The sequence below is a fragment of the Thermomonospora cellulosilytica genome (genome assembly GCF_014138835.1).
GTDB classification, from domain to species: Bacteria; Actinomycetota; Actinomycetes; order Streptosporangiales; family Streptosporangiaceae; genus Thermomonospora; species Thermomonospora amylolytica.
The window spans coordinates 1373039-1396213 of record NZ_JACJII010000001.1; the positions used below are offsets into that span (position 1 = coordinate 1373039).

A 23175-nucleotide genomic window follows, 5' to 3' on the forward strand; every position below is an offset into this window, starting at 1 on the left:
CCCGTCACGCTACGAACCTGAGGAGGGACCATGAAGGCGATCAGGACGCGCGACCGGGAGGCCGGTCCGGCCGGGCTGGCGCTGCAGGACGCGCCGTATCCGCACGCCGCCGAGAACGACGTGATCGTGAAGGTGCACGCGGCCGCGTTCACCCCCGGCGAGCTCGACTGGCCGGGCACCTGGACCGACCGGGCGGGCCGGGACCGCACCCCCGTGATCCCCGGGCACGAGGTGTCCGGCGTGGTGGCCGAGCTGGGGCTGGGCACCACCGGCCTGACGGTGGGACAGCGGGTGTTCGGACTGACCGACTGGACCCGCGACGGCACCCTCGCCGAGTACGTCGCGGTGGAGGCCCGCAACCTGGCGCCGCTCCCCGCGACCGTCGACCACGTCCGGGCCGCCGCGCTGCCGCTGTCCGGTCTCACCGCCTGGCAGGGCCTGTTCGATCACGGGCGCCTGGAGGCCGGGCAGACCGTGCTGATCCACGGCGCGGCCGGCGGGGTCGGCTCGCTCGCGGTCCAGCTGGCCCGCGACGCCGGCGCCCGCGTGATCGGGACGGGCCGCGCGGCGCACCGGGCCACGGTGCTGGAACTCGGCGCGGACGTGTTCGTCGACCTGCGGGCCGGGTGGCCGGCGCAGGTCGGCCGGGTGGACCTGGTGCTGGACGTGATCGGCGGCGAGACGCTCGACCGGTCGGCGGCGCTGGTGCGGCCCGGCGGCCGGCTGGTGACGATCGCCGCGCCGCCCCGGGTCCGTCCCGAGAACGGCCAGGCGATCTTCTTCATCGTCGAACCCGACCGGCACCGGCTCGCCGACCTGGCCCGGCGGGTCCACGACAGACGGCTCCGCCCGCTGGTGGGCGCCGTTCTCCCGCTGGCGCAGACCGCGTCCGCGTTCGCCGCCGGGCGGGGCGTCCCCGGCAAGACCGTCATCCGGGTCGCCGAGGAGTGACCTGGACCCGGGGCCGGGCACGGGACGGGAGCGGGCGCCGGGACACCCGGTGCCCGCCCGGCGCTGTGAGGTCACACAACCGGCCGAGAACAGCGGCGTTGACCTGCACATTTGTTTGCAGGCGGGCGGGTGCGGGAGGTATACCACGACTTCGGTGGGTGACGGGCCGTTCGGTCGAGTGACCGCTTATGCTACTCCCGAGTAGTATTCGGCCCCCGGATGCTGGGCTGTCCGTCGCGAGCCCTACGCTGACAGCCGACGCCCGTACCTTCAGGAGGACGGAACCTTGCAATACGCGGTCACGTTGATCGTTGGGCTCGTCGGTACGGCGGTGGCGGTTGCGCTGGCCGGCCGGCGGGTGATGTTCCTGTGGAAGCTCTTCCAGAGCGGCCAGCCGGACCCCGAGCGGGTGCTTCAGGTCAAGCGTGACCCGAAGGGCGACGTGGAGGGCCAGGTCGTCGAGGTCCTCGGGCAGCGCAAGCTGCTGAAGTGGACCGTGGCGGGGGCCGCGCACTTCGCCGTGATGTGGGCCTTCTTCCTGCTGGCGACCGTCTACCTGGAGGCCGGCGTCCAGTTGCTGTTCGGGCTGCACGCGCACATCCCGTTCCTGCAGACCTGGGGGCCGATCGGGTTCGTCCAGGACACCATCGCGCTGGCCTGCCTGGCGGGCCTGGCCACCTTCACCGCGATCCGGATCAAGAACTCGCCGAAGAAGCTCGACCGCAGGTCGCGGTTCAAGGGCTCGCACACCGGCGGCGCCTGGCTCATCCTGTTCATGATCTTCAACGTGATCTGGACGATGTTCGCCTTCCGCGGCGCCGAGGTGGCGAACGAGAACTTCTCCTACGGCAAGGCCGCCTACGCCTCCTACGGCGTCGGCCAGCTGATGAAGAACATCGGCGAGCCCGAGTCCGGCCCGATGGTCTTCCTGGAGGCCGCCTTCCTCCTGGCGCACATCGGCGTCGCCCTGGTCTTCCTGGTCATCGTCGTCAACTCCAAGCACCTGCACATCTTCCTGGCCCCGCTGAACGTCATGTTCAAGCGCCGCCCGGACGGCCTGGGCGCCGCCCAGCCGATGATGAGCAAGGGCAAGCCGCTGGACTTCGAGGAGGCCGACCCCGACGAGGACACCTTCGGCCGCGGCAAGATCGAGGACTTCACCTGGAAGGGCTTCCTGGACATGGCGACCTGCACCGAGTGCGGTCGCTGCCAGTCCCAGTGCCCGGCCTGGAACACTGGCAAGCCGCTGTCGCCGAAGATGGTCATCCTCGAGCTGCGCGACCACGCGTTCCACAAGGCGCCCTACATCCTGGCCTCGGAGGAGGAGCGGGAGAAGTTCACCGACGAGCAGAAGGCCGCCATGGAGGTGGACAAGCCGCTCGTCGGCGACGACGGCGTCATCCACCCCGACGTGCTGTGGTCGTGCACCAACTGCGGCGCCTGCGTCGAGCAGTGCCCGGTGGACATCGAGCACATCGACCACATCCTGGACATGCGCCGCTTCCAGGTCATGATCGAGTCCTCGTTCCCCAGCGAGGCCGGCGTGATGCTGAAGAACCTGGAGAACAAGGGCAACCCCTGGGGCATGTCCGAGATGAAGCGCCTGGAGTGGATCGAGGAGCTCGACTTCGAGGTCGAGGTCGTCGACGACAAGCTGGGCCAAGATGTCGAATATCTGTTCTGGGTCGGCTGCGCGGGCGCCCTGGAGGACCGCGCCAAGAAGACCACCAAGGCCGTCGCCGAGCTGCTGCACATCGCGGGCGTCAAGTTCGCGGTGCTCGGCCCCATGGAGGCGTGCACCGGTGACCCGGCCCGCCGTCTGGGCATGGAGTTCGTCTTCCAGATGCTCGGCCAGCAGAACGTGGAGACCCTCAACGACGCGGGCGTCAAGAAGATCGTGGCGACCTGCCCGCACTGCTTCAACACCCTCGCCAACGAGTACCCGCAGATCGGCGGGAACTACGAGGTCGTCCACCACACCCAGCTGCTGGCCCACCTGGTCGAGACCGGCAAGCTCACCCCGGTCACCCCGATCGAGGAGAACATCACCTACCACGACCCCTGCTTCCTGGGCCGCCACAACAAGGTCTACAAGCAGCCCCGCGACGTCATGGCCACGGTGCCCGGGGTCAAGACCCAGGAGATGCACCGGCACAAGGACCGCGGCTTCTGCTGCGGCGCCGGCGGCGCCCGGATGTGGATGGAGGAGCGGATCGGCAAGCGCATCAACACCGAGCGCGTGGACGAGGCGCTGGGGACCAACCCCGACACCGTCTCGACGGCCTGCCCGTTCTGCCTGGTGATGCTGGGCGACGCCATCAACGAGAAGAAGAACGCCGGAGAGGCCAAGGAGAGCCTCGAGGTGGTCGACGTCTCGCAGCTCCTCATCCGTTCCGTGAAGGGCGAGAAGGAGCCCGTGGCGGCCGAGTAAGACCTTCTGATCGAGCGCCCTTCTCCTGCGAGCCGGGAGAGGGGCGCTCGTCGCTTTCCGTGGCCGATGTGGCGGAACGGCATGTGTGGAACGCGTGCGCCGGGTAGTGGTGGGGCGTGCGCGCTCGGATGCCCGTCCCGGTGGACCCACGAGTCCCGGGGGCGGCCGGTGGGGGCGCCGATCGGGGCGGGTGAGGACGGCTCCGACGCTCTGGTCGCCTCGCGGGTTGACATCAAATCCGCATGATCTAGATCACGTGGAAAGTGTCGTTCTCATGGGCCTTCCCGCCCTCCGGGTCCAGGATTCGGACGGCGGGCAGAGGCGCGATCCGTGATCGACGAGGCCGGTGAACCCCCAGGTGAGCGCCCAGAACGTGGCTCAAAGCTTGGTTAGGGGCAGACCGAAAGCCTGACCGGGTGTCCCAAATAGGCTCGCCTTACCCGATCTCGTCCGATCGCAAACATCGCGCGTCACTCCGGGCTCCGGAGCCGTTTCGGAACGTGAGCTACGTTCACTCCCCATGGCGGCGCAACCCCTCATCCACGACATCGACCCACGCCGGACGGAGAGCGCGATCAGGCTGGCCCGGCCGCGGCCCGCCGACGGGCGGGAACTGTGGCGCATCGCCCGCGACTCGCGTTCCCTGGACCTCAACTCCCCGTACGCCTACGCGCTGTGGTGCCGCGACTTCGCCGACACCTCGGTGGTCGCGCACGGCCCCGGCGGGCCCTGCGGGTTCGTCACCGGATATCTGCGGCCCGGCGCCCCCGACACCCTCTTCGTCTGGCAGGTCGCGGTCGACGACCGGCACCGCGGCCGGGGCCTGGCGCACCGGATGCTGGACGAGCTGGCCGCCCGCCGCCCCGGCGTCCGCCACCTCGAGGCCACGGTCACCCCCGGCAACACCGCCTCGGCCCGCCTGTTCGAGTCGTTCGCCCGGCGGCGCGGCTGCGCCCTGGTCCGCCGCGAGCTGTTCGGACCGGCGATGTTCCCCGACGAGCACGCCGCGCACGAGCCCGAGGTGCTCTACCGCATCGGCCCGTTCGCCCGCTGATCCCTTGTCCGTACTCGCCCACCCTCATCACGGAAGGCGGCCTTGTCCATGAACGTTTTCGAACGCGTCGAGTCGGAGGTGCGCAGCTACTGCCGCGGCTGGCCCACGGTGTTCCGCACCGCCGAGGGCAGCACCGTCACCGACGAGTCCGGCCGCGTCTACCTCGACTTCTTCGCCGGCGCCGGCGCGCTCAACTACGGCCACAACAACCCCGTACTCAAGCTCAGGCTGCTGCACTACCTGGTCGCCGACTCGATCGTGCACAGCCTGGACGCGCACACCGTGGCCAAACGCGACTTCCTGGAGGCGTTCACCGAGATCGTGCTGGCCCCGCGCGGGCTGGAGTACAAGATCCAGTTCCCCGGCCCGAGCGGCACCAACGCCGTCGAGGCGGCGCTCAAGCTGGCCCGCAAGTACACCGGCCGGCAGACCGTCGTCACCTTCACCAACGCCTTCCACGGCATGACGCTGGGTTCGCTGGCGGTCACCGGCAACTCGATGAAGCGCGGCGGCGCGGGCGTGCCGCTCGGCCACACGGTCACCATGCCCTACGACAACTACCTCGACGGCCAGACCCCCGACTTCATGCTGTTCGAGCGGATGCTCCAGGACGGCGGGAGCGGCCTGGACAAGCCCGCCGCGGTCATCGTCGAGACCGTCCAGGGCGAGGGCGGCCTGAACGCGGCCCGCCCCGAGTGGCTGCGCGGCCTGGCCGACCTGTGCCGCCGCCACGACATGCTGCTGATCGTCGACGACGTGCAGATGGGCTGCGGCCGGACCGGCCCGTTCTTCAGCTTCGAGGAGGCCGGGATCGTTCCCGACATCGTCTGCCTGTCCAAGTCGCTGAGCGGCTACGGGCTGCCGATGGCGATCACCCTGCTGCGCCCCGAACTGGACGTCTGGGAGCCCGGCGAGCACAACGGAACGTTCCGGGGCTTCAACCCCGCCTTCGTGACCGCGACCGCCGCCCTGCGCTTCTGGACCGACGACGAACTGGACAAGTCCACCCGGGCCAAGGGCGAGCAGGTCCGCCGCGCCCTGGCCGACCTCGCCGACCACCTCGGCGACGCCGTCACCGGCCTGCGCGGCCGCGGCCTGGCCCAGGGCATCGCCTTCGCCGACCCGTCGGTCGCCGGCCGGGTCTGCGCCGAGGCGTTCGAACGCGGCCTGCTCATGGAGACCTCCGGCCCCGACGGCGAGGTCGCCAAGCTGCTGCCCCCGCTGACCATCACCGACCGCGAACTCACCCAGGGCCTGGAGATCCTCGCCGACTCCGTCACCGCCGCCCTGAACCTGCAACCCGCCTGAGCCCGTTCCTCCCGGAGCCGTGTCACCCCCGCTCGGACACGGCCACCCGGAAGAAACGGCTCCGCCGGCGGCCGGAACCCCGCACCGGCCGCCGGCGCCTTCAGGGTCCCGGGCGGCGGCCGGCGTTCCCGGATCGCGGGGCGGCGGCCCGGGACCGCAGTGAAGAGATCGACGGATTGGACGGAAGACGTGATCGTCAAAACGCTGAACGACGTGATCGGCACCGAGGCCGATGTGGAGGCCAGGACCTGGCGGAGCCGGCGGCTGCTGCTGGCGCGGGACGGGGTCGGGTTCTCGCTGCACGACACCGTGCTGTACGCCGGGACCAGCACGTCCATGTGGTACGCCAACCACGTCGAGGCGGTGTACTGCATCGACGGCCGGGGTGAACTGGTCGACGACGAGACCGGGGAGCGCTTCGCGATCGAGCCCGGGACCCTCTACGTGCTGGACGGGCACGAGCACCACACCCTGCACGCGCACACCGACGTCCGGACGGTCTGCGTGTTCAACCCGCCGGTCACCGGCCGCGAGGTCCACGACGAGAACGGGGCCTACCCGCTGCTGGTCGAGGAAGACGCCTGACGACGCGCCCCCGCCGGACCCCGCTGGAAAGGAGCAATGCCATGATCGACCTGTATCCCACGCGCGGCGGCGACGAGCCCCGGTTCATCGACCGGCAGGACCCGGTCGTGTACGGGACGGCGGAGGACGGGCCGATCGACGCCGGAACGCTGGCCGGTTTCGACCGGGACGGCTTCCTGACCATCGAGCGGCTGATCGAGCCCGAGGAGGTCGAACGCTACCGCGCCGAGATGCGGCGGCTCGGCCGGGACATGCGCGGCGACGAGCGGGTGGTCACCGAGAAGGGCTCCGACGAGGTCCGTTCCATCTTCGAGGTGCACAGGGTCAGCGAGGTGTTCGCCGAACTGGTGCGCGACCCGCGGGTGGCGGGCCGGGCCCGGCAGATCCTCGGCTCGGAGGTGTACGTGCACCAGAGCCGGGTCAACTACAAGCCCGGGTTCCGCGGCCGGGACTTCTACTGGCACTCGGACTTCGAGACCTGGCACGCCGAGGACGGGATGCCGCGGATGCGGGCGGTCAGCATCTCCATCGCGCTGACCGAGAACCACGCCACCAACGGCGGCCTGATGATCATGCCCGGGTCGCACCGTACCTTCGTGTCCTGCCCGGGGGAGACCCCGCCGGACCACTACAAGCACTCACTGAAGGACCAGGAGATCGGCGTCCCCGACGAGGACAGCCTGACCGCCCTGGCCGGCAAGCACGGCATCGAACTGTTCACCGGCCCGGCGGGCTCGGCGACGATGTTCGACTGCAACTGCATGCACGGCTCCAACGGCAACATCACCCCGTTCCCCCGCTCGAACGTCTTCATCGTCTTCAACAGCGTGGAGAACGCCTGCGCCGAGCCCTTCGCGGCCCCCTCCCGCCGCCCCGAGTTCATCGCATCCCGCGACTTCACCCCGGTGCTGTGACATGAGGATTCAATTGCCGGTCGACTCGTCCGGCGCGATGATCCCCGGCCCGACCGCCCGGCGGCACGACGTCATCGCCGCCGGGGTCAAGGAGCCGCAGATCAGGACGTACCCGGACGCCGACGCCGCGTTCCAGGGGCCGCCGGACGACCGGATCGACGCGGTCGCGCTGACCTCCATCACCCTGAACTGGAACAGGCAGCAGAACTACGCCGACGCCCCGATCGAGGTCACTCCGTCGTTGTACCCGTGGTGAACGGCGGGAAGGAGGCCGGCGCGAGCGGCCTCGGCCTCCGCAAGGACGACACCGGACTGCCCGAGGCGCTCGACACCGAGCTCGAGCGGCTCCGGTCCGGCGGCGGCCCGCCGGAGGGCATCAGGCCGTTCGTCACCGACCCGTCCGAGCGGCGCACCCCCGACCTCCTCCAGGCCGTCCCGCGGACCCGAGGGTCAGATCTTGGTCCGGTGGAAGTTCACCCACGACCGCGAGGGAGTCGGCCCCCGCTGCCCCTGGTACCGCGACCCGTACCGCTCCGACCCGTACGGGTACTCCGCCGGCGAGCTGGTCCGGAACAGGCACATCTGCCCGATCTTCATCCCCGGCCACAACTTGATCGGCAGCGTCGCCACGTTCGACAGCTCCAACGTCACGTGCCCCGTGAACCCCGGATCGATCCACCCCGCCGTCGAGTGCGTCAGCAACCCCAGCCGCCCCAGCGACGACTTCCCCTCCAACCGTGCCGCCAGATCATCCGGCAGCGCGAACACCTCGTAGGTGGAGGCCAGCACGAACTCCCCCGGATGCAGCACGAACGGCTCGTCCCCGTCCGGCTCCACCAGCCGCGTCAGGTCAGGCTGCTCCACCGCGGGATCGATGTGCGGGTACCGGTGGTTCTCGAACACCCGGAAGTACCGATCCAGCCGCACGTCCACACTGGACGGCTGCACCATCTCCGGATCGAACGGATCGATCTTGACCCGCCCCGACTCGATCTCGGCCCTGATGTCACGGTCAGAGAGCAACATGCCGGCAAAGTTACCGCCCCCGGCCCCCTGCTCCCGCCCCGCCCACCGACCGCCCCGGCTGGCCAACCGCCGAACATCCGGTAACATATGACCGCAGCCACCTCATCGGTGGACCGCAGGCGAGTGTAGTTCAATGGCAGAACTCCAGCTTCCCAAGCTGGTAGCGCGGGTTCGATTCCCGTCACTCGCTCTCACGTGAAGGCCCAGGCCAGGGACACGGTCCCCGGACCTGGGCCTTGGTCGTTCAGAGCGCGGGCCACCCTCGTGCGATCAGGCCACCGGCACCAGCTTGCCGGTCGCCCCGTCCTCGTCATCGTCGCCCTTCTGCGTGCGCTGTGCCTGGACCAGGGCGTCGAGCCCGTCGGTGATGGCCCGGTCGGCGTTCTTGGGCCGGTGCTGGTAGCGCAGCGCGGCCACCGCCGCCTCGAACGACCGCACCACCGAGGCCGACCGCTCCCACTCCACAGCCGCCTCCAGCCCCAACGCCCCGGCGGGCGGTATGCGGGTCGGTTCGCCGGGCCTGTCCGGGTGAGGTCAGGAGCGCTGGCCGGGCTTGTCCACGATCTTGGCGGTGACGCGGACCATGAGGCGCTGCAGGGTTCCCTTCGGTATCCGGAGGGCGGGTTCGCCCTCTGACCGCAGCGTGCGGTCCTTGATGGCGATGGCGCGTTCGCCGAGGTAGCTGTAGGTCTGGGGATCGAGCAGCACTTCCTCGTGCACCCAGCCTGTCGTCAGGCCGAGGGCCAGGGCCGGGCGGCCGGCCGCGTCGACCCTGTCCTTGAGGAGGGTCACGCCCGGGATCAGCTTGATGGCACGGAAGATCGTCGCCTCCGTCGCCGGCGGGTGGACGTTGTCCCGGAGCAGCGTGATGAGCGTCAGGTAGGCCATCTCGCGGCCCTTCGGGCGGTCGCCGCCGACCTTGCGCAGCAGCGCCGCGGGATCGGTGGGGATGGGGTTGTACCTGGCCGCGATGACCGACGAGACCATCTCGTGGCTGACCTCGATCTCGCCGTTCTTGTACGCGGCGAACCGCTTGCCGTCGGCCCGCCGCCAGAGCTCCCATTCGTCGGTCCGATAGGGGCCGCCGGCGACCGCCCCGCCCGGTCTGGCTCCGGTGGTCAGCCGCATCTTGGTGTAGACCCACTGCTGGGCCTTGGGGGCGGTGACCGGGCGGCTCTCGGCGGCCGCGGCGGCGCGGTCGAGCACCCGGCCCGTCTCGGCGGCCGATGCCAGCCGGATCTCGGGCTGGACCGGTCCGGGCGGCACGGCGTCGCCGCCGGTCTGGACGGCGACGCTGACCCCCGCCGTGATCGCGAGCGCCGCCGCGCCGGCCACCGCGAGCCGCAGGCCGGGCGGCCGGAAACGGCGGGTCGGCACGGCCGGCGGTTCGGGGACGGTCATGACGTCGTTCAGCAGAGCGCGCGCGGCGGGCCGGCCGGCGTACCCGGCCAGGGAGGCGTCGTCGACGCGGGCCATCGCACGAACCAGATCGTCGGTGGGGTGAGGCTTCATGTCAGCGAGCTCCGTTCGTTCATGGGGCGGGTCACGGGCCGGTATTCGACGCCCGCCGAGCGCAGTGCGCGGGACAGACGCTTGCGCGCGCGGTGCAGCCGGACGCGCGCGGCCGCGGTCGAGCAGCCCAGCACCATGGCCAGGCCGGTGTGGTCCAGCCCCTCCCAGGCGACCAGGCTCAGCACTTCGCGGTCGCTCTCGGACAGGCGGCCGAACGCCTGGGAGATCGCGGCGGTGTCGGTGGGATCGACGGCCGCCGTGGCGATCTCGTCGCGCAGGCTCGTGGTCCGCAGCCGATGCCGTTCCTGCGAACGACGGTGGTTGGCCAGGACGCGGCGGGCGACGCCGTACAGCCACAGCCGTGCCCGGTCGCCGGACGGTATCTCCTCAAAGCGGCGCCAGGCGACGGTGAAGGTCTCCGCGACGACGTCGGCGGCGTCCTCCGGAGACGAGCAGCGGCGCAGCGCATACCCCAGGATCGGCTCGTACGCCGCGGCGTACATCATCTCGAAGGCGGTCTCGCGGTCAGCCATCTGCGGCCCGGTGTCTTTGGCGGCACATCGGGGATCTCCTTCACTCTGGGAGGCGGACACCCCCTACGTGTCGAGACCGACCGGAGTGTTACCGGGCCACTGGAACGAACTCAAGGATGGCTGGCGGGGCCTGCGTACACCCGCAAGCCCGCCGGTATCGCCAAGCCGCCGACATGATCGCCGCCAGGCTCGACGTCATGTCCCAAAAAACTGCGAAGCTGAATCGAACTGTCGCACTGTCTGATAGGCGTCGAGCTCCATGCAAAGGCTTGCGAACAGGAGGGCCCTGCAAAGTCATGTGGCGCATTTGGAGGACTTCAGCGGCCCGGCGCAAGAAATCGAGAACGTATACCGCGCGATCTGTGCCTCCACCGGGCTCGGACAGGTCTTGTCGCAGAGTGCCGCACATGGCGAGGAGGAGTAAATATGCCTGGTGCGCTCAGGCTTCGGGGGCGCAGATGGCGAAGATGCGTGTCTGCCATAGGCCGGTGTAGCCGGTGGGATCGACGCGTGCCTGCAGCATTGCGGAGGTCAGGCCGGTCTGGGGGTACAGCGAGTTGAGGACGACCTGGCCGTTGCCGCCGTGGACGTCCCCGCCGACGGCGTGCACCTTGGTGCCGGCGGGGCAGTCGGCGAAGATGGCCTTGCTCTGGGCGGTGCTTTGGGTGCCGGTCTTGGTGATGAGCGTGAGCCCCGGCATCGGGTCGGCGCAGACGGCCCAGGTGCCCAGCCACCACACGTCGGGGTTGCCGCCCTCGGCTTCGTAGGCGCCGGCGCGCACGGTCTGCAGGTTGGTCGCCGGGATGATCTCGTCGAGTACGACGCGGCCCCGGTCGTTGCCGACCCAGCCGCCGGTGCCGATGACCTTCTTCCCGGCCGGGCAGGTGGCGATGTTGCTCTTGAACGCGCTGGAGTCCCGGGAGCTCTCGGAGTAGACGTGCTCCAGGCCGGGCAGCGGGTCGGCGCACACGGCGATGGCGGTCACCGACCAGTTGCCGTTGTAGGACGTCGTCTCGCTGGCCGCGGCGACGAAGGCGTCCCGCAACGACCCGGGTTCCGGGCGCAGCATGCGGATCGCGGCGTTGCTCCCGGCGTTCCGGACGATACCTCCGCCGCCGATGACCCGCTTGCCCGTGGGGCAGAAGGCATAGGCCCCTTTGCTGTCGGTGTAGTCGGACGCGGAGTCGGCGGTGACGATCTGCAGGCCCGTGGCCGCCGACGCCGGTGGCGGCTGCGTCAGCCCGGACATCACGGTCGCGGCCAGTCCCAGGACGGCGGCTGCTCCCAGCAGCCTGACCCTTCGCCGAACTCGCATTTCCACTCCTTCGCGGAATCTGCTGCACCGGCCTGGCCGGCCAGGACATGTTCTGCCGTTTCCAGACCGTCCGCGGCACCCGCGCAAAGGGCATTGCGGCACGGCCTGCTCGAGGTTCGACGGTCTCGTGCGCGACCGAGGCCGGTCGTCCCCTGGCCGGCGGCTTCCGCCGGTACGAAACGGTGACCGCGAACCTGATCGTCGTACCTCAATGTGACATTCGACGCGCAGCGTCATTCACCGGTTCGATACAGCCGTACTGGCATCGCCTCCAGACCGATGCGTGGGGCCAGGCTCATGCCTTCCTCGGCGACGGTTCCCGGTGTCCGGTTCCGGGCCTGCCGGGCGGTGCCCGTGCTGTCGCAGGCCGGAGGGCGGGCCGCCGGGCCTGGTCAGCACGTCCTGTCGGGACAGCGGTGCGCTCATCGAAGATGACCACTTCGCGGGAGTGGCAGGTTCCCTGCCGGGCCTTCGGCGGGGTCGGGGCGCCTCGCCCTGCCGGACTTCGCGCCGTACCCATCCCGGGCCGTTCGTCGGCCGGGCGGCTCGCGTGCTGCCGGTCATGGGGGCGGGGATGTTCCTATGATCGCGGTATGGCTCTCGAACTGTTCGCGGGAATCCCGGTCGCGGATTATGCGGCGGCCCTGGAGTGGTACGAGCGGCTGCTGGGTTCCCCGCCGACGTTCGTCGCGAGCGACACGGAGGTCGTGTGGGAGCTCGCGGAGCATCGGTACGTGTTCATCGAGCATCGGCCCGAGCACGCCGGCCACGCCATGCACACGATCTTCGTCGACGACTTCGATGCGCTCGTCGCGCGGATCGCGGATCGGGGACTGGAGCCGGCGGATCGGGAGACCTATTCGAACGGCGTGCGCAAGGCCATATACCGCGACCCCGAGGGGAACGAGATCGGGTTCGGCGGCGCTCCACTGTGACGGCCCCGGCGGTCGAGAGGAACTGAGGCGCTCCGGGTCTGGCGACGGCCCGGTTCCCGAGCGGGGCGAGTCATGCCACGTCGGTCCCGATACTGCGGACTTCGCGGGTGGTCAGGACAGCCCGCCACTGACGAAGCGACCGCCGGGGCGTGCCCGCGTGGCCGACAGCACGGAGGCCGGGCATTCGGCTGCGGCGGTCCCTTCGGACGAGGCCGAACGGTCTGCCGGCGGGGAACCGGAACGGCGGTGTCGCGTCCGTCGAGCCTCGATGAACAAGCCGACCGGATTATGAATTCCGGTCCGGCCCAATGGGAAAAGGCTCGCCGCAACCCGGCGATCTCCGGAAAGAGCATCGGGCTTCATCCAGGGTCTATTGATGCGGTTGGGGCCGCCGGATAGGCTCCGGCCATCCTCGCCGCGCGAAATGGGGGCCTGATGCCGCATATCGAACTGGGCAACGACCTTCCGGGCATCACCGGCCTGATGGCCTACCGGCCCGAGACCGCCGGCCCCCTCAACGCCCTCGCCGAGGTGCTGCTGCGGGGGCCGAGCAGCCTGACCCGTGGCGAGCGGGAACTGATCGCCGCGTACGTGTCGTCGTTGAACCAGTGCGGGTTCTGCACCGCCTCGCACGCGGCGTTCGCGGCCGCCCAGCTTCCCGAGGGCATGGAACTGGTGGACCAGGTCCGGGACGATCCCGACGGGGCGCCGGTCAGCGCCAAGCTGAAGGCGCTGCTGCGGATCGCCGCGCTGGTCCAGGCGGACGCCCGGACGGTCACCGCCGACGACGTGGCCGCCGCGCGCAAGGAGGGCGCCACCGACGTCGAGATCCACGACACGGTGCTCATCGCCGCCGCGTTCTGCATGTACAACCGGTACGTCGACGGGCTGGCGGCCACCGCGCCCGAGAACCCGGCCGTGTACGAGTTCGCCGCGCAGCGGATCGTCGAGCACGGCTACCTGGGGCCGTCCCGGTGACGACGCAGGCCCGCCACCAGTACCTGATCATCGGCGCCGGTCCCGCCGGGCTGCAGCTCAGCTACTTCCTGCAGCAGGCCGGCGCCGACTACCTGACGCTGGAGCGCGAGGACCGGCCGGGCGGGTTCTTCGAGCGCTACCCCCGGCACCGGCGGCTCATCTCCCTCAACAAGGTGCACACCACGAGCACGGATCCGGAGATCCGGCTGCGCTGGGACTGGAACTCCCTGCTGAACGACTCGGGCCTGCTCTTCCCCTCCTACAGCCGGGGAGGCCCGGCCGCGGCCGGTGAGCCGGTAGGCCGACCCTCCCTTGCGCGCCACCTTCAGCTCCCCGGACGGCGTGCCCGGCTCGCAGACCAGCGCGGCCCCCGACCGCCGGGGCTCCCGGCGCAGCACGGCACGGCCCCAGCCGGCCAGCAGGTCGGCGCACGCGGCCAGATGCGGCGCCGACCCGGGCGGCGACTCGCAGGACACCAGTTCGCCCAGCCGGTCGAGCATCTCGGCGGCCCTTTCCTCGGCCGCCCAGCGCAGCACCCTCCGCTGTAACATCCGGCGATTCCCCGCTTTTCGCGTCGAAACGTGGTGTCCGTCCGATTTCGGCCGGCTTCGTTCAGTATCGAGGCGGGTCGTGCACGGGCCTTCTCGGAAACTGCCGAGCCTCGTTTCCGCCCGCTCGGCCTGGACCGAGGCGTGCGGCCCGTCCGTGATCCGGCGGTCACGGCGTCGGCGTGTCCGTCGTGTCCGGCGGGGTATCGGGGCACCAGACCGCGGGAGGGTGCACGAGTGCGTTTTCATGCCGATCTGCATGTTCACTCCAAGTACTCCAGGGCGTGCAGCAAGAACAGCGACCTGGAGCAGTTGACCTGGTGGGCGCGGCGCAAGGGCGTCACGGTGATGGGCACCGGTGACTTCACCCATCCGGCCTGGTTCGCCCGGCTGCGCGAGAGCCTCGTTCCGGCGGAACCGGGGTTGTTCCGGCTGCGGGAGGAACTGGACCGGGAGGCGGCGGCGGGGCTGCCGTCCCGGGTGGCCGCCGCTCCGGTGCGGTTCATGCTGTCGGTGGAGGTCTCCACCGTGTACCGGCGTGCCGGGCGCACCCGCAAGATCCACCACCTGGTGTACGCGCCAGGCTTCGACGCGGCGGCGGAGCTCAACCGCAGGCTCGGCCGGTTCGGCGATCTGGCCTCCGACGGCCGTCCCACCCTCACCCTGGACTCCCGCGACCTGCTGGAGGCGGTCCTGGCGTGCGGTGACGGCTGTTATCTGGTGCCCGCCCACGTCTGGACGCCGTGGTTCGGCGTCCTCGGCTCCAAGTCGGGATTCGACGCGATCGAGGACTGCTACCTCGACCTGACCGGCCACATCTTCGCGTTGGAGACCGGGCTGTCCAGCGATCCGGCGATGAACTGGCGGGTGTCCGCGCTCGACCGCTACCGGATGGTCAGCTACTCCGACGCGCACTCGCCGCCCATACTCGGCCGCGAGACCACGGTGCTCGACACCGACGTGGACTACTTCGCGATCCGGCGGGCGCTGGAGACCGGCGCGGGGCACCTGGGGTCGGTCGAGTTCTTTCCCGAGGAGGGCAGGTACCACCTCGACGGGCACCGCGCCTGCGGCGTCCGGATGACGCCGCGGCAGACGCGCGAGCGCGACGGGATCTGCCCGGTGTGCGGCAGGCCGCTCACGGTGGGGGTGCTCAGCCGGGTCGAGGAACTGGCCGACCGGCCCGAGGGCGTCCGGCCGGAGGGCGCCGCGGGTTTCCGCAGCCTCGTCCCGCTGCCGGAGATCATGGGCGAGATCCTGGGAGTGGGGCCCAAGAGCAAGCGGGTGCTGCGGGAGATCGACGAGCTCGTCGCCGCCCTGGGGCCCGAACTGGCGATCCTGGAGGAGGTGCCGGTCGAGGTCATCAGGACCCGCTCGCCGCTGCTGGCCGAGGCCGTCGACCGGCTGCGCCGCGGGGAGGTGATCCGGGAGTCCGGCTATGACGGCGAGTACGGCACGATCCGGCTCTTCGAGCCCGGTCGGCTGGAGCGGGCGGCCCCGACGCTCTTCTGAGGGAGCGCCGCCGGGCGGTCCGGTTGCGGGGACGATGAAAGGACCCTTTGCCACGCCGGGTACGGCCGCTCGCTCACCTGCCGTTTCCTAGCGCACCTCGGCCGTTGCCCGGCCCGTGGGGGAGTTCCTGGACCAGTGGCGGTGGAGTTCCGCGTAGCGCCCGCCCGTGTTGATCAGTTCGTCGTGGGTGCCCTGTTCGACCAGGCGGCCCTCGTGCAGGACGAAGATGACGTCCGCCGTGCGGATCAGGTCGAGGCGGTGTGTGACGGCGATCGTCGTGCGGCCGGCGAGCAGGGGGAGCAGGGCCTGCTGGACCTGTTGCTCGCTTTCGGCGTCCAGGGCGGAGGTCGCCTCGTCGAGGACGAGGATGCGGGGGTCGTTCAGGATGGCGCGGGCGATGGCCAGGCGCTGTTTCTCGCCGCCCGACAGGCGGGAGCCGCGTTCGCCCACCACGGAGTCGTAGCCGTCCGGCAGGCGCATGATGCGGTCGTGGATGCTGGCGGCCCGGCAGGCGGCCTCCAGTTCGGCCATCGTGGCGGCCGGCTTGGCGTATCGGAGGTTGTCGGCGATGGTCGCGTGCAGGAGCACCGGTTCCTGGGTGACCACGCCGAACAGGGCGGCCAGCGAGCCGCGGGTCAGGCGGCGCAGGTCGGTGCCGTCGAGGGCGATCCGGCCGTGGTCCGGGTCGTGCAGCCGCATGACCAGGTGCGTCAGGGTGGTCTTGCCCGATCCGCTCTCCCCGACGACCGCGGCGAACTGCCCGGGGCGGATGGTCAGCGTCACGTCCTGGAGGGCGGGCTGGTCGTCGTGCCGGAAGGTCACCCGGTCCAGCCGGATCTCGCCGCGGGTCTCCTCCCTGCGCACGGCGAGCGCGCCCGGCTCGTCGACGACGGCCGGCGGGCGGTCGAGGTACTCGAAGATGCGCTCGAACACCGCGGTGGCGGCGCGGAACTGGACCGTGACCTGCATGAGCTGGCCCGCGGGGAGGAAGAGGCGGGCCTGCAGCGAGGTGAAGGCCAGCAGGGTCCCCGGGGTGAGCGCACCGGCGAACCCGGCGGCGACGTAGACCACGGGAGGCATGATCAGGAAGAGCGCCTGCAGCGCCGTGCCCAGCGCCTGCGCCGACACCGCCGCCCGCAACTGCAGGCGGGACAGGCGGCGGCTCTCGTCCTGGAACCGCCGCACGCCGTGGTCGGTACGGCCGAAGACGCGGGCGAGCAGGATGCCGGAGACCGACAGCGTCTCCTCGGCGATGACGTTCATCTCGGCCCGCGACCGCTGCACGGAGGCGATGACGCGGCGCTGGTGCACGGCCACCCTCGCGGTGAGCCAGGCGGCGACCGGCAGCAGGGCGAGCGTGACCAGGGTGAGCCGCCACGACAGGGCGAACATGGCCGCCAGGGTGGCCGCGCAGGTCAGGACGTTGGCCAGCATCGTGGGCACGGTCGTGCCGACCGTGGTCTGGACCTCGGCCACGTCGCCGATCACCCGGGACTGGATCTCCCCGGTCCGGGTGCGGGTGAAGAAGGTCAGCGGCATCCGCTGCAGGTGCGCGTACAGGTCGCCGCGCAGCCTCTCCATCACGTCCTGGCCCATCCGGCCGGCCAGGTAGGACTGCAGGACGCCCAGCCCGCCGCCCAGCGCGGTGAGCGCGGCCATCACCGCCAGCAGGCCGCACAGCAGCCCGATCCGCGCCCCGCCGGGCGCGAACAGGCCCTCGTCGACCATCTCCCTGGTCAGGAACGGCAGCGCCGCGCCGAGCCCGGCCGAGACCAGGATCAGGACGGTGATCAGCAGGATCTGCCGCGCGTACGGCCGGAACAGCGACAGCACCCGCCGGTTCATCCGGTGGCCCGCTCGTACAGGAAGTCGGTGAACGTGCTGATCAGCGGCAGGCCGGTCATGCCCTCGACGAACAGCCACTGGCCCTGCGGGTTGACCTCGAGCCAGACGTACTCGTCGTCGTCGGTGAGCTTGAGGTCGAAGACGCCCATGGTCAGGTCCAGGCGCCGCAGCACGGCGCGCAGGGCGTCCTCCAGGCCGGCGGGCAGGCGGTGCTCGGCCGCGGGGATGTCGAGGTTCGGCCGCCAGTCCAGGTCGTCGGACTCCAGCAGGGCGGCCAGCACCCGCTCCCCGAAGACCTGCACGCGCACGTGCCGCCGTCCCGGGACCAGCTCCTGGTAGATGGCCGGGCACACGCGCATCGCCGGCTCGTCGGCCAGCAGCTCTTCGCCGACCGTCGTGGTCGCAGCCGGAGCCTGCGGCACCCCGCGCACGGCCTTGACGATCGCCCTGGGGTGGATGTCGCAGAACTTGCGGATCCGCTCGGGCGACTGGCTGATCAGCGTCTCCGGGATCCGCAGGCCGACCTCGTGGGCCGCCCGCAACTGGACGACCTTGTTCTGCGCCGCCCAGAACGCCGTCGGATGGTCGATCCACCGCCCGCGGAACTCGGTCGTCAGCATGCCGAGCGCGGCGGCGGTGGTGTCGGCGTTGATGAGCTCGCGGTCGACGGGGTCGGTCACCTCGGGATTGGCCGACGTCCGGGGGTTGCCCAGCCGCCGGAACCAGATCGCGTCGATCCCCCGCAGATCCACCGCCGTGCCGTCGGCGGCGGGGAACACCGGCTCGGTGAATTCCTGCGGCGACCAGCTCAGGCCGGGCGCCCGGCTGAAATGGTCGGTCTCCAGGATGTGCACGGTCGCCGGGTGGCGCCGTTCCATTTCCGCCTTCACGGCATGGGCGTGCAGGTCGCGCTCATGCGTGACGACGGCGATCCGCGCGGACTTTTCGTGGTGACGCATGAGCGCGACCCTTTCTACTCGATGGTGAATGTGGTGCGGCGCCTGTTACGGCATGTAGTCGCAGTCGTCCCAGCCGTCACCGGAACCGCTGATCGTCTCGTCCGGGTGCATCGACTCGATCTGGTGCAGGTCCCACTCCAGCTCGAGCCGCTCGATCAGGTCGCGCTCCCACTGGGCCAGCTTGGGGGCCGGCGCGATCGCCATCCGCTCCTGGCCCGTGTAGATCGCGGGCCGGACCTGGGTGTCCACCGTCATCGTGTCTCCCTTCGACAGGGGCGGGACGCGGGTTCGTCCGCCGATTCGAAGGATGCGCCGAGCCCGGACGGGCCCGGAAGGGACATCGGTCCCGGGCTGTGACGGGATCGGCTCGTGATCCGATTCCGGCCGGATCAGGACACGCGCCTTTTTGGTCCGAACCGATTCCTCGCCGCTTGCGTCTAAAGTCTTTTCTCGTCGCCGGGGGCGTGAAGACCGCCCCGGTGCGCGGATTCCTCACCGATTTCGCCGCCGTCCTGTTCGCGGGAGGGACACCGGTCCCGGCCGGGATCGGGACCGGCTCGTGGTCCGGTTCCGGCGGATCGGGATACGCGCCTTCTTCGCCCGAACCTGTTCATTGCCGTTCGCGTCCAACTCTTTTTCGTCGCCGGGGCGTGCGGGCCGTCCGATGCGCGGATTCCTCATCGTTCTCGCCGCCGTCCGGCCGTTGCCCGCGCGGTCGCTTCGGTGGGACCGTGGGTGGTCTGCAGGCGCGGATGGCGAGCATGGGGGTGCGGTGATGATGACGATGCCGCCGTACGACCCCCGAACAGACGTCGTGAGCCCCGAATGCCCGAGGTGCGGGAAGGACCTGACGGCCGTGGAGGTCCTGTTCCGCCGGAACGGCTGGGGCGGAAGAGGGCCGAGACCGCGGCCGGAGCTGTGGTGGCGGTGTCAGCGGTGCGGCTGGCTGGGCTGCCAGAACCTGCCGGGCGAGCGGCTGAGCCCGATGCGCCGGCTGGACGGCGACGAGGCGGTCTGCTTCTTCTGCGGCGAGGACGAGAGCAACGTCGCCAGCGATCCCTGGGAAGAGGACGGCGAGCTGCGGGACTGGGTGGTGTGCCTGACCTGTGGCACCAGCAACACCCGCCGCCTCGGCCCCGCCCCCCGGGACGGCGCGGGCCCGGACTGACGGAACGCTCCGCCCCCACCGGCCGTCCCCATGTTCCGCGACGCGCCCGGCCGCTGAGCGGCGAACGGAGCGTCCCCTCCCAGGTCCAGCGGACCGTCGCTCAGCTCTGCTGGAAGGTCACCGTGACCCGGCGGTTCTTCGCCCGGCCCGCCGGGTCGTCCTTGCCGTCGGGGCGGGTGTTGGGCGCGACCGGTCTTGCTTCGCCGTGGCCGACGGCGACGATGCGCACACCGCTCCCGGCGAGCGCCTGCTCCAGCGCCGCCTTGACGGCGGCGGCACGTGCCCGGGACAGCCGCAGGTTGTAGGCGGGAGCCCCCTTCGCGTCGGTGTGGCCCTCCACTCGCACCGCTCCGGACGTCCGGCGGATCCGGCCGGCCAGCTCGGTGATCCGGCGGCGCGCGTGGGGGGTCAGCGTCGCCTTGTCGAAGTCGAAGAGCACGTCCGACGACAGGGACACCGTGATGCGCCCGCCGGCGGTGCTCTCGCTCTCCAGGGGGACGAGCGAGGGCGGCAGCGGGATGTCGGTGGTCGCCGGCAGGATCGGCACGATGCCGGCCCGGATGTTGGCGTCCGGTACGTGCGGAGGGGGGCTCGGTGTGGGGTCGGCCAGCGCGGACCCCGTGGTCAGCACGGTGCCGGCCACCCCGGCGAGCAGGGCCGCGAACACCCTGGCGGATCGGCTCGCGCGTTCCATCACCGCTCCAGCGGAATGTTGCGGAACGGCGGCCACTCCCCGATGTAGACGTCCATCGCCGACACGTTCTCCGGTGGCGCCGCGTAGGTGTACCGCAGGTACATGGGCGTGTTGTTGCGGCCGTTGGTGAACACGTCGTCGGAGCCCAGCTCCCTGCCTCCGGCGTCCTTCAGGACGACATGCCGCTTCAGGTTCACCACGTCGACCAGGTACGGGTAGAGCCCGCGATCGCCGTTGACGTCGTACGGGCTGATGTCGTCGTCGTACCCGCCCGGCACGTGCGGCGTCAGCGACACCGCGAGCACGGCCAGCCTGCCGGTCGCGTGCAGGCCGTGGATCTTGACGTCCACCGTGGCCCCGTCGGCCAGCGGCGACGGGAAGGTGGCCTTGGCCACCACCTTGCCGGGATCGACTCCGGCGACCGGCGTGGCCTTGGCGGTGGGAGACGCACCGGAGGAGTCCTCGCCCCCGCCGACGACCGAACAACCGGTGGCCATCACCACGAGCGCCGCGGCGGCCGCCGCGGCGCGAAGGTTCCTGCGCAATGTCACGCCCGCTCTCCTCAGCACCGTCCAGCCGATCCGCGATCATGTCACGATGATCGGCGGCAGATCACTTTGGCCAGGTCGGTGCCTTACGTCAACTTGAGCCCGGCCGTGACCGCGGGCGAGCGGCGCGAGGGGGCGGAAGGAGGCTCAGGAGCGGAGCCTGTCGCGGTCGTCCGGGGACAGCGAGATGTCGAAGACGTCGTCCAGGACGTCGGGGACCTGGTCGGGCTTGAGCTCCTGGACGGAGCGGGAGCCGTCGGGGAGCGTCGTGGTCCACGTCAGGCCGTCGAGCACGTGGTGCTCGGAGCCGGTGAAGCGCTGGGCGAAGGGGCGGGTCGTGAACGGGGAGCGGGGGCTCGTCGCGACGAAGTGGCTCCCGACGACGTAGTCGATGAGGTACTGCGGATGCACCGTGAAGGTGTGGCGGTCGATCCAGCCCTCGGGATCGAGCTGGTGGAGCGTCCACAGCCCGGTGTCCAGCTCGGCGGTGCGCCGTTCCAGGCGGAACCGCCAGCCGTCCTGGTCGGCCTCCAGGCCGTCCTTCAGCTCCAGGGGCTCCAGCGGGCCGCTGCCGAAGCCCACGTCGCACAGCCAGGCCCCGTCCAGCCCCGGGACCGTGACGTGCAGCAGGGCGTGGGTGGCGGGGCGGGGGCTCGTGGCCCCCAGGGTGACGCGTCCGTGCAGGCCGACGACCCCGAAGCCGAGTCGTTCCAGGGCGGCGGCGAACAGGATCGCGTGCTCGTAGCAGTAGCCGCCCCGGCGCCGGCGCACCAGCTTGTCCTGCAGGCTCGGCAGGTCCAGCGGGATCGACCGGCCCAGGATGATCTCCAGGTTCTCGAACGGGATCGCGGTGACGTGGGCGCGCTGCAGCGCCCGCAGGGTGTCCAGGGTCGGGGCGTGTTCGCCCGCCCGGTCCCCCGAGAGACCGATCCGCTCCAGGTACGCGGACAGGTCCAGTGCGTCGCCGTGCCAGTCGTGAGAACGTTCCATGATCCACCGTCCCGTGTCCGGAAGTCGCCCGTGCGCCTCGACCGTAAAACCTCAAGTTCACTGAAGGTCAAGGACGGGCCGGGAGGTGGACCGGCAGGCCCCGGTGCCCGCCCGGCGTGTGACCTGAGTCACATACGCGGGATTCGGTCACGGGACGTGCCGGTTTGAGCCATTGTTTCTGGGCGGTGCACGGGGGCGCCGTAGCCGAGTCCACCCAGACGAAGAACGTTCCGAGGTCGGGATGCGCAGACGGATGGTCCGCTGGGCGATCGTGGCGGCCGTGGTGATCGCGGCCGGTGCGCTGCCGGGCGACGGCCCGCCGCGCATCCGGCTGGACGACGTGCCGGAGGCGCTGTCGCTCCTGAACGGCGCGGATCCCGCCGCCCCCGGCGACTCCGGTTCCTGACGCGCTCCGTCCGGAGGGCGCCCCTGGGCTCCGAGGGGTGTCCTTCCCGGCGTCCGCCCGCAAAGATGGAGGATGGGCACTTCCAGGGACGATGACCCGCGGCAGCGGGTCGTCGCGATCTGTTCGGCGCTTCCGGAGGCGACGGCCGAGTCCGGGCAGCACATCGTGTTCCGTGTGCGCGGGAAGACGTTCGCCTACTACACCGACGACCACCATGGCGACGGGCGGCTGACGTTCCAGTGCAAGGCCGCGCCGGACGAGCGGCAGGCACTCCTCGACGGCGACGGGCGGCGCTACTTCGTCCCGCCGTACGTGGGGCCGCGGGGCTGGATCGGCGTCTATCTCGACGTGCCGGACGTGGACTGGGCGGAGATCGGGCAGCTCGCCGCCGACAGTTACCGGATGGTCGCGCCCAAGAGGCTCGCCGCGCAGGTATGAACGGGCTGTTCGTCTACGGGACGCTGCGGTTCCCCGAGGTGGTCGGGGCGCTGCTCGGGCGGGTGCCGCCGATGGAGCCGGCCAGGGCCGCGGGATGGCGGGTCCGGGCGCTGCCCGGCGTCGTCTATCCGGGCATGGTCCCCGATCCGCGGGCGACGGCGGACGGGATGCTGATCGTCGGGCTGACCCCGGCGGAGAGCGCGCTGCTCGACGAGTACGAGGGCGACCTGTACGAGCCCCGCGTGATCGCGCTGGACGGCGGGCGGTCCGGCCGCGCCTACGTCTGGAAGGGCCCCACCGAGGAACGCGACTGGGATCCGGAGGCGTTCGCCGAGCGGCATCTGGCGGCGTACGCCGAGGGATGCCGGGCATGGCGGGGAACGTACCGCTGAGGCCGCCGTCGCGGAACCATTGACATGATCGTCTTATCGGAACGGCAGGGGCCGCACAGGGCCGTTCACCTGCTGTTCATTTGACCGGGGCTTGGGTTCACGTGGGTCGGGGATGATGATGGACATGAGCGTC

Annotated in this window: 26 protein-coding genes and 1 tRNA gene; 16 read left to right on the top strand and 11 right to left on the bottom strand. The window is 70.8% G+C overall.

Annotated features, from left to right (window positions below):
- The first annotated feature begins 30 nt into the window (after positions 1 to 30).
- The 7 genes from HNR21_RS06665 (at position 31) to HNR21_RS06695 (ending at position 7499) form a co-directional block, all read left to right on the top strand.
- On the top strand, positions 31 to 951 hold the full coding sequence (locus HNR21_RS06665; RefSeq protein ID WP_182704480.1) for an NADP-dependent oxidoreductase: 921 nt from the start codon (positions 31 to 33) through the stop codon (positions 949 to 951).
- 304 nt (positions 952 to 1255) lie between these two features.
- Positions 1256 to 3382, top strand: a complete 2127-nt coding sequence (locus tag HNR21_RS06670; protein WP_182704481.1) for a (Fe-S)-binding protein — start codon at positions 1256 to 1258, stop codon at positions 3380 to 3382.
- 520 nt (positions 3383 to 3902) lie between these two features.
- Positions 3903 to 4436 (top strand): diaminobutyrate acetyltransferase, encoded by a 534-nt coding sequence (ectA, locus tag HNR21_RS06675; RefSeq protein ID WP_119726560.1) that lies wholly within the window; start codon positions 3903 to 3905, stop codon positions 4434 to 4436.
- Positions 4437 to 4484: 48 nt separating this feature from the next.
- Positions 4485 to 5744, top strand: a complete 1260-nt coding sequence (gene ectB / locus HNR21_RS06680) for a diaminobutyrate--2-oxoglutarate transaminase (protein WP_182704482.1) — start codon at positions 4485 to 4487, stop codon at positions 5742 to 5744.
- Positions 5745 to 5933: 189 nt separating this feature from the next.
- Positions 5934 to 6329: an ectoine synthase gene (locus HNR21_RS06685; protein WP_182704483.1), complete on the top strand. Its 396-nt coding sequence runs from the start codon at positions 5934 to 5936 to the stop codon at positions 6327 to 6329.
- Positions 6330 to 6370: 41 nt separating this feature from the next.
- A complete protein-coding gene (gene thpD, locus HNR21_RS06690; protein ID WP_182704484.1) occupies positions 6371 to 7243 on the top strand; it encodes an ectoine hydroxylase in 873 nt (290 codons plus the stop codon).
- A gap of 1 nt (position 7244) precedes the next feature.
- Positions 7245 to 7499: a type 2 periplasmic-binding domain-containing protein gene (locus HNR21_RS06695; protein WP_182704485.1), complete on the top strand. Its 255-nt coding sequence runs from the start codon at positions 7245 to 7247 to the stop codon at positions 7497 to 7499.
- 194 nt (positions 7500 to 7693) lie between these two features.
- Here HNR21_RS06695 and dcd read toward each other — a convergent pair whose 3' ends face one another.
- Positions 7694 to 8269 carry a dCTP deaminase gene (gene dcd, locus HNR21_RS06700; RefSeq protein ID WP_119726564.1) on the bottom strand — a complete coding sequence of 192 codons (576 nt, stop codon included), beginning with the start codon at positions 8267 to 8269 and terminating at the stop codon, positions 7694 to 7696.
- A gap of 119 nt (positions 8270 to 8388) precedes the next feature.
- Here dcd and HNR21_RS06705 point away from each other — a divergent pair.
- Positions 8389 to 8459, top strand: a tRNA-Gly gene (locus tag HNR21_RS06705).
- A gap of 80 nt (positions 8460 to 8539) precedes the next feature.
- On the opposite strand, the gene HNR21_RS06710 is transcribed toward HNR21_RS06705, so the two are convergent.
- The 4 genes from HNR21_RS06710 to HNR21_RS06725 all read right to left on the bottom strand — a co-directional run bounded on the left by HNR21_RS06710 (position 8540) and on the right by HNR21_RS06725 (position 11629).
- The gene (locus tag HNR21_RS06710) at positions 8540 to 8734 is read right to left on the bottom strand and encodes a hypothetical protein (RefSeq protein WP_182704486.1); all 195 of its coding nucleotides are present in this window, start codon (positions 8732 to 8734) and stop codon (positions 8540 to 8542) included.
- 69 nt (positions 8735 to 8803) lie between these two features.
- Positions 8804 to 9781 carry a CU044_5270 family protein gene (locus tag HNR21_RS06715; protein WP_182704487.1) on the bottom strand — a complete coding sequence of 326 codons (978 nt, stop codon included), beginning with the start codon at positions 9779 to 9781 and terminating at the stop codon, positions 8804 to 8806.
- Positions 9778 to 10314, bottom strand: coding sequence for an RNA polymerase sigma factor (locus HNR21_RS06720; RefSeq protein WP_182704488.1), 537 nt, complete (start codon positions 10312 to 10314; stop codon positions 9778 to 9780). The genes HNR21_RS06715 and HNR21_RS06720 overlap by 4 nt, the downstream gene beginning before the upstream one ends.
- 439 nt (positions 10315 to 10753) lie before the next feature.
- Complete coding sequence (locus HNR21_RS06725) at positions 10754 to 11629, bottom strand: hypothetical protein (RefSeq protein ID WP_182704489.1); 876 nt, start codon at positions 11627 to 11629, stop codon at positions 10754 to 10756.
- Positions 11630 to 12222: 593 nt separating this feature from the next.
- On the opposite strand from HNR21_RS06725, the gene HNR21_RS06730 reads away from it, so the two are divergent.
- From HNR21_RS06730 to HNR21_RS06745, 4 genes are all read left to right on the top strand, one after another.
- A complete protein-coding gene (locus tag HNR21_RS06730; protein WP_182704490.1) occupies positions 12223 to 12564 on the top strand; it encodes a VOC family protein in 342 nt (113 codons plus the stop codon).
- A 435-nt stretch (positions 12565 to 12999) separates the two neighbouring features.
- Complete coding sequence (locus HNR21_RS06735) at positions 13000 to 13542, top strand: carboxymuconolactone decarboxylase family protein (RefSeq protein ID WP_182704491.1); 543 nt, start codon at positions 13000 to 13002, stop codon at positions 13540 to 13542.
- A complete protein-coding gene (locus HNR21_RS35050) occupies positions 13539 to 14090 on the top strand; it encodes an NAD(P)-binding domain-containing protein (protein ID WP_312880883.1) in 552 nt (183 codons plus the stop codon). Before HNR21_RS06735 ends, HNR21_RS35050 begins: the two co-directional genes overlap by 4 nt.
- 237 nt (positions 14091 to 14327) lie before the next feature.
- Positions 14328 to 15602, top strand: a complete 1275-nt coding sequence (locus HNR21_RS06745) for an endonuclease Q family protein (RefSeq protein WP_182704492.1) — start codon at positions 14328 to 14330, stop codon at positions 15600 to 15602.
- 87 nt (positions 15603 to 15689) lie between these two features.
- Here HNR21_RS06745 and HNR21_RS06750 read toward each other — a convergent pair whose 3' ends face one another.
- From HNR21_RS06750 to HNR21_RS06760, 3 genes are read right to left on the bottom strand one after another with little or no spacing between them, the layout of a single operon-like run.
- Positions 15690 to 17447: an ABC transporter ATP-binding protein gene (locus tag HNR21_RS06750; protein WP_182704493.1), complete on the bottom strand. Its 1758-nt coding sequence runs from the start codon at positions 17445 to 17447 to the stop codon at positions 15690 to 15692.
- On the bottom strand, positions 17444 to 18406 hold the full coding sequence (locus HNR21_RS06755; protein ID WP_182704494.1) for an ATP-grasp domain-containing protein: 963 nt from the start codon (positions 18404 to 18406) through the stop codon (positions 17444 to 17446). Before HNR21_RS06755 ends, HNR21_RS06750 begins: the two co-directional genes overlap by 4 nt.
- Before the next feature lie 45 nt (positions 18407 to 18451).
- Complete coding sequence (locus HNR21_RS06760) at positions 18452 to 18661, bottom strand: hypothetical protein (RefSeq protein ID WP_119726577.1); 210 nt, start codon at positions 18659 to 18661, stop codon at positions 18452 to 18454.
- Between the two features lie 601 nt (positions 18662 to 19262).
- Between HNR21_RS06760 and HNR21_RS06765 the strand changes: the two genes are divergently transcribed.
- Positions 19263 to 19574, top strand: a complete 312-nt coding sequence (locus HNR21_RS06765) for a hypothetical protein (RefSeq protein ID WP_312880884.1) — start codon at positions 19263 to 19265, stop codon at positions 19572 to 19574.
- A 100-nt stretch (positions 19575 to 19674) separates the two neighbouring features.
- On the opposite strand, the gene HNR21_RS06770 is transcribed toward HNR21_RS06765, so the two are convergent.
- From HNR21_RS06770 to HNR21_RS06780, 3 genes are all read right to left on the bottom strand, one after another.
- Positions 19675 to 20268 carry an OmpA family protein gene (locus HNR21_RS06770; protein WP_182704495.1) on the bottom strand — a complete coding sequence of 198 codons (594 nt, stop codon included), beginning with the start codon at positions 20266 to 20268 and terminating at the stop codon, positions 19675 to 19677.
- Positions 20268 to 20819 (bottom strand): hypothetical protein, encoded by a 552-nt coding sequence (locus HNR21_RS06775; protein WP_182704496.1) that lies wholly within the window; start codon positions 20817 to 20819, stop codon positions 20268 to 20270. The genes HNR21_RS06770 and HNR21_RS06775 overlap by 1 nt, the downstream gene beginning before the upstream one ends.
- 144 nt (positions 20820 to 20963) lie before the next feature.
- The gene (locus HNR21_RS06780) at positions 20964 to 21806 is read right to left on the bottom strand and encodes an arylamine N-acetyltransferase family protein (RefSeq protein ID WP_182704497.1); all 843 of its coding nucleotides are present in this window, start codon (positions 21804 to 21806) and stop codon (positions 20964 to 20966) included.
- Between the two features lie 241 nt (positions 21807 to 22047).
- On the opposite strand from HNR21_RS06780, the gene HNR21_RS06785 reads away from it, so the two are divergent.
- The 3 genes from HNR21_RS06785 to HNR21_RS06795 all read left to right on the top strand — a co-directional run bounded on the left by HNR21_RS06785 (position 22048) and on the right by HNR21_RS06795 (position 23042).
- On the top strand, positions 22048 to 22212 hold the full coding sequence (locus HNR21_RS06785) for a hypothetical protein (RefSeq protein ID WP_157995677.1): 165 nt from the start codon (positions 22048 to 22050) through the stop codon (positions 22210 to 22212).
- A gap of 72 nt (positions 22213 to 22284) precedes the next feature.
- On the top strand, positions 22285 to 22650 hold the full coding sequence (locus HNR21_RS06790) for an MmcQ/YjbR family DNA-binding protein (RefSeq protein ID WP_182704498.1): 366 nt from the start codon (positions 22285 to 22287) through the stop codon (positions 22648 to 22650).
- Entirely contained in the window at positions 22647 to 23042 is a 396-nt protein-coding gene (locus HNR21_RS06795; RefSeq protein WP_182704499.1) for a gamma-glutamylcyclotransferase family protein, read from the top strand. The genes HNR21_RS06790 and HNR21_RS06795 overlap by 4 nt, the downstream gene beginning before the upstream one ends.
- Positions 23043 to 23175: the final 133 nt, after the last annotated feature.

Bases quoted from the DNA above. Each gene is read 5' to 3' on its own strand.
- ectA (WP_119726560.1), top strand. From the start codon at position 3,903: ATGGCGGCGCAACCCCTCATCCACGACATCGACCCACGCCGGACGGAG.
- ectB (WP_182704482.1), top strand. From the start codon at position 4,485: ATGAACGTTTTCGAACGCGTCGAGTCGGAGGTGCGCAGCTACTGCCGC.
- HNR21_RS06780 (WP_182704497.1), bottom strand. From the start codon at position 21,806: ATGGAACGTTCTCACGACTGGCACGGCGACGCACTGGACCTGTCCGCG.
- HNR21_RS06785 (WP_157995677.1), top strand. From the start codon at position 22,048: ATGCGCAGACGGATGGTCCGCTGGGCGATCGTGGCGGCCGTGGTGATC.
- HNR21_RS06720 (WP_182704488.1), bottom strand. From the start codon at position 10,314: ATGGCTGACCGCGAGACCGCCTTCGAGATGATGTACGCCGCGGCGTAC.
- dcd (WP_119726564.1), bottom strand. From the start codon at position 8,269: ATGTTGCTCTCTGACCGTGACATCAGGGCCGAGATCGAGTCGGGGCGG.
- HNR21_RS06695 (WP_182704485.1), top strand. From the start codon at position 7,245: ATGAGGATTCAATTGCCGGTCGACTCGTCCGGCGCGATGATCCCCGGC.
- HNR21_RS06665 (WP_182704480.1), top strand. From the start codon at position 31: ATGAAGGCGATCAGGACGCGCGACCGGGAGGCCGGTCCGGCCGGGCTG.
- HNR21_RS06760 (WP_119726577.1), bottom strand. From the start codon at position 18,661: ATGACGGTGGACACCCAGGTCCGGCCCGCGATCTACACGGGCCAGGAG.
- HNR21_RS06790 (WP_182704498.1), top strand. From the start codon at position 22,285: ATGGGCACTTCCAGGGACGATGACCCGCGGCAGCGGGTCGTCGCGATC.
- HNR21_RS06725 (WP_182704489.1), bottom strand. From the start codon at position 11,629: ATGCGAGTTCGGCGAAGGGTCAGGCTGCTGGGAGCAGCCGCCGTCCTG.
- HNR21_RS06795 (WP_182704499.1), top strand. From the start codon at position 22,647: ATGAACGGGCTGTTCGTCTACGGGACGCTGCGGTTCCCCGAGGTGGTC.
- thpD (WP_182704484.1), top strand. From the start codon at position 6,371: ATGATCGACCTGTATCCCACGCGCGGCGGCGACGAGCCCCGGTTCATC.
- HNR21_RS06735 (WP_182704491.1), top strand. From the start codon at position 13,000: ATGCCGCATATCGAACTGGGCAACGACCTTCCGGGCATCACCGGCCTG.
- HNR21_RS06730 (WP_182704490.1), top strand. From the start codon at position 12,223: ATGGCTCTCGAACTGTTCGCGGGAATCCCGGTCGCGGATTATGCGGCG.
- HNR21_RS06715 (WP_182704487.1), bottom strand. From the start codon at position 9,781: ATGAAGCCTCACCCCACCGACGATCTGGTTCGTGCGATGGCCCGCGTC.
- HNR21_RS06770 (WP_182704495.1), bottom strand. From the start codon at position 20,268: ATGGAACGCGCGAGCCGATCCGCCAGGGTGTTCGCGGCCCTGCTCGCC.
- HNR21_RS06750 (WP_182704493.1), bottom strand. From the start codon at position 17,447: ATGAACCGGCGGGTGCTGTCGCTGTTCCGGCCGTACGCGCGGCAGATC.
- HNR21_RS06755 (WP_182704494.1), bottom strand. From the start codon at position 18,406: ATGCGTCACCACGAAAAGTCCGCGCGGATCGCCGTCGTCACGCATGAG.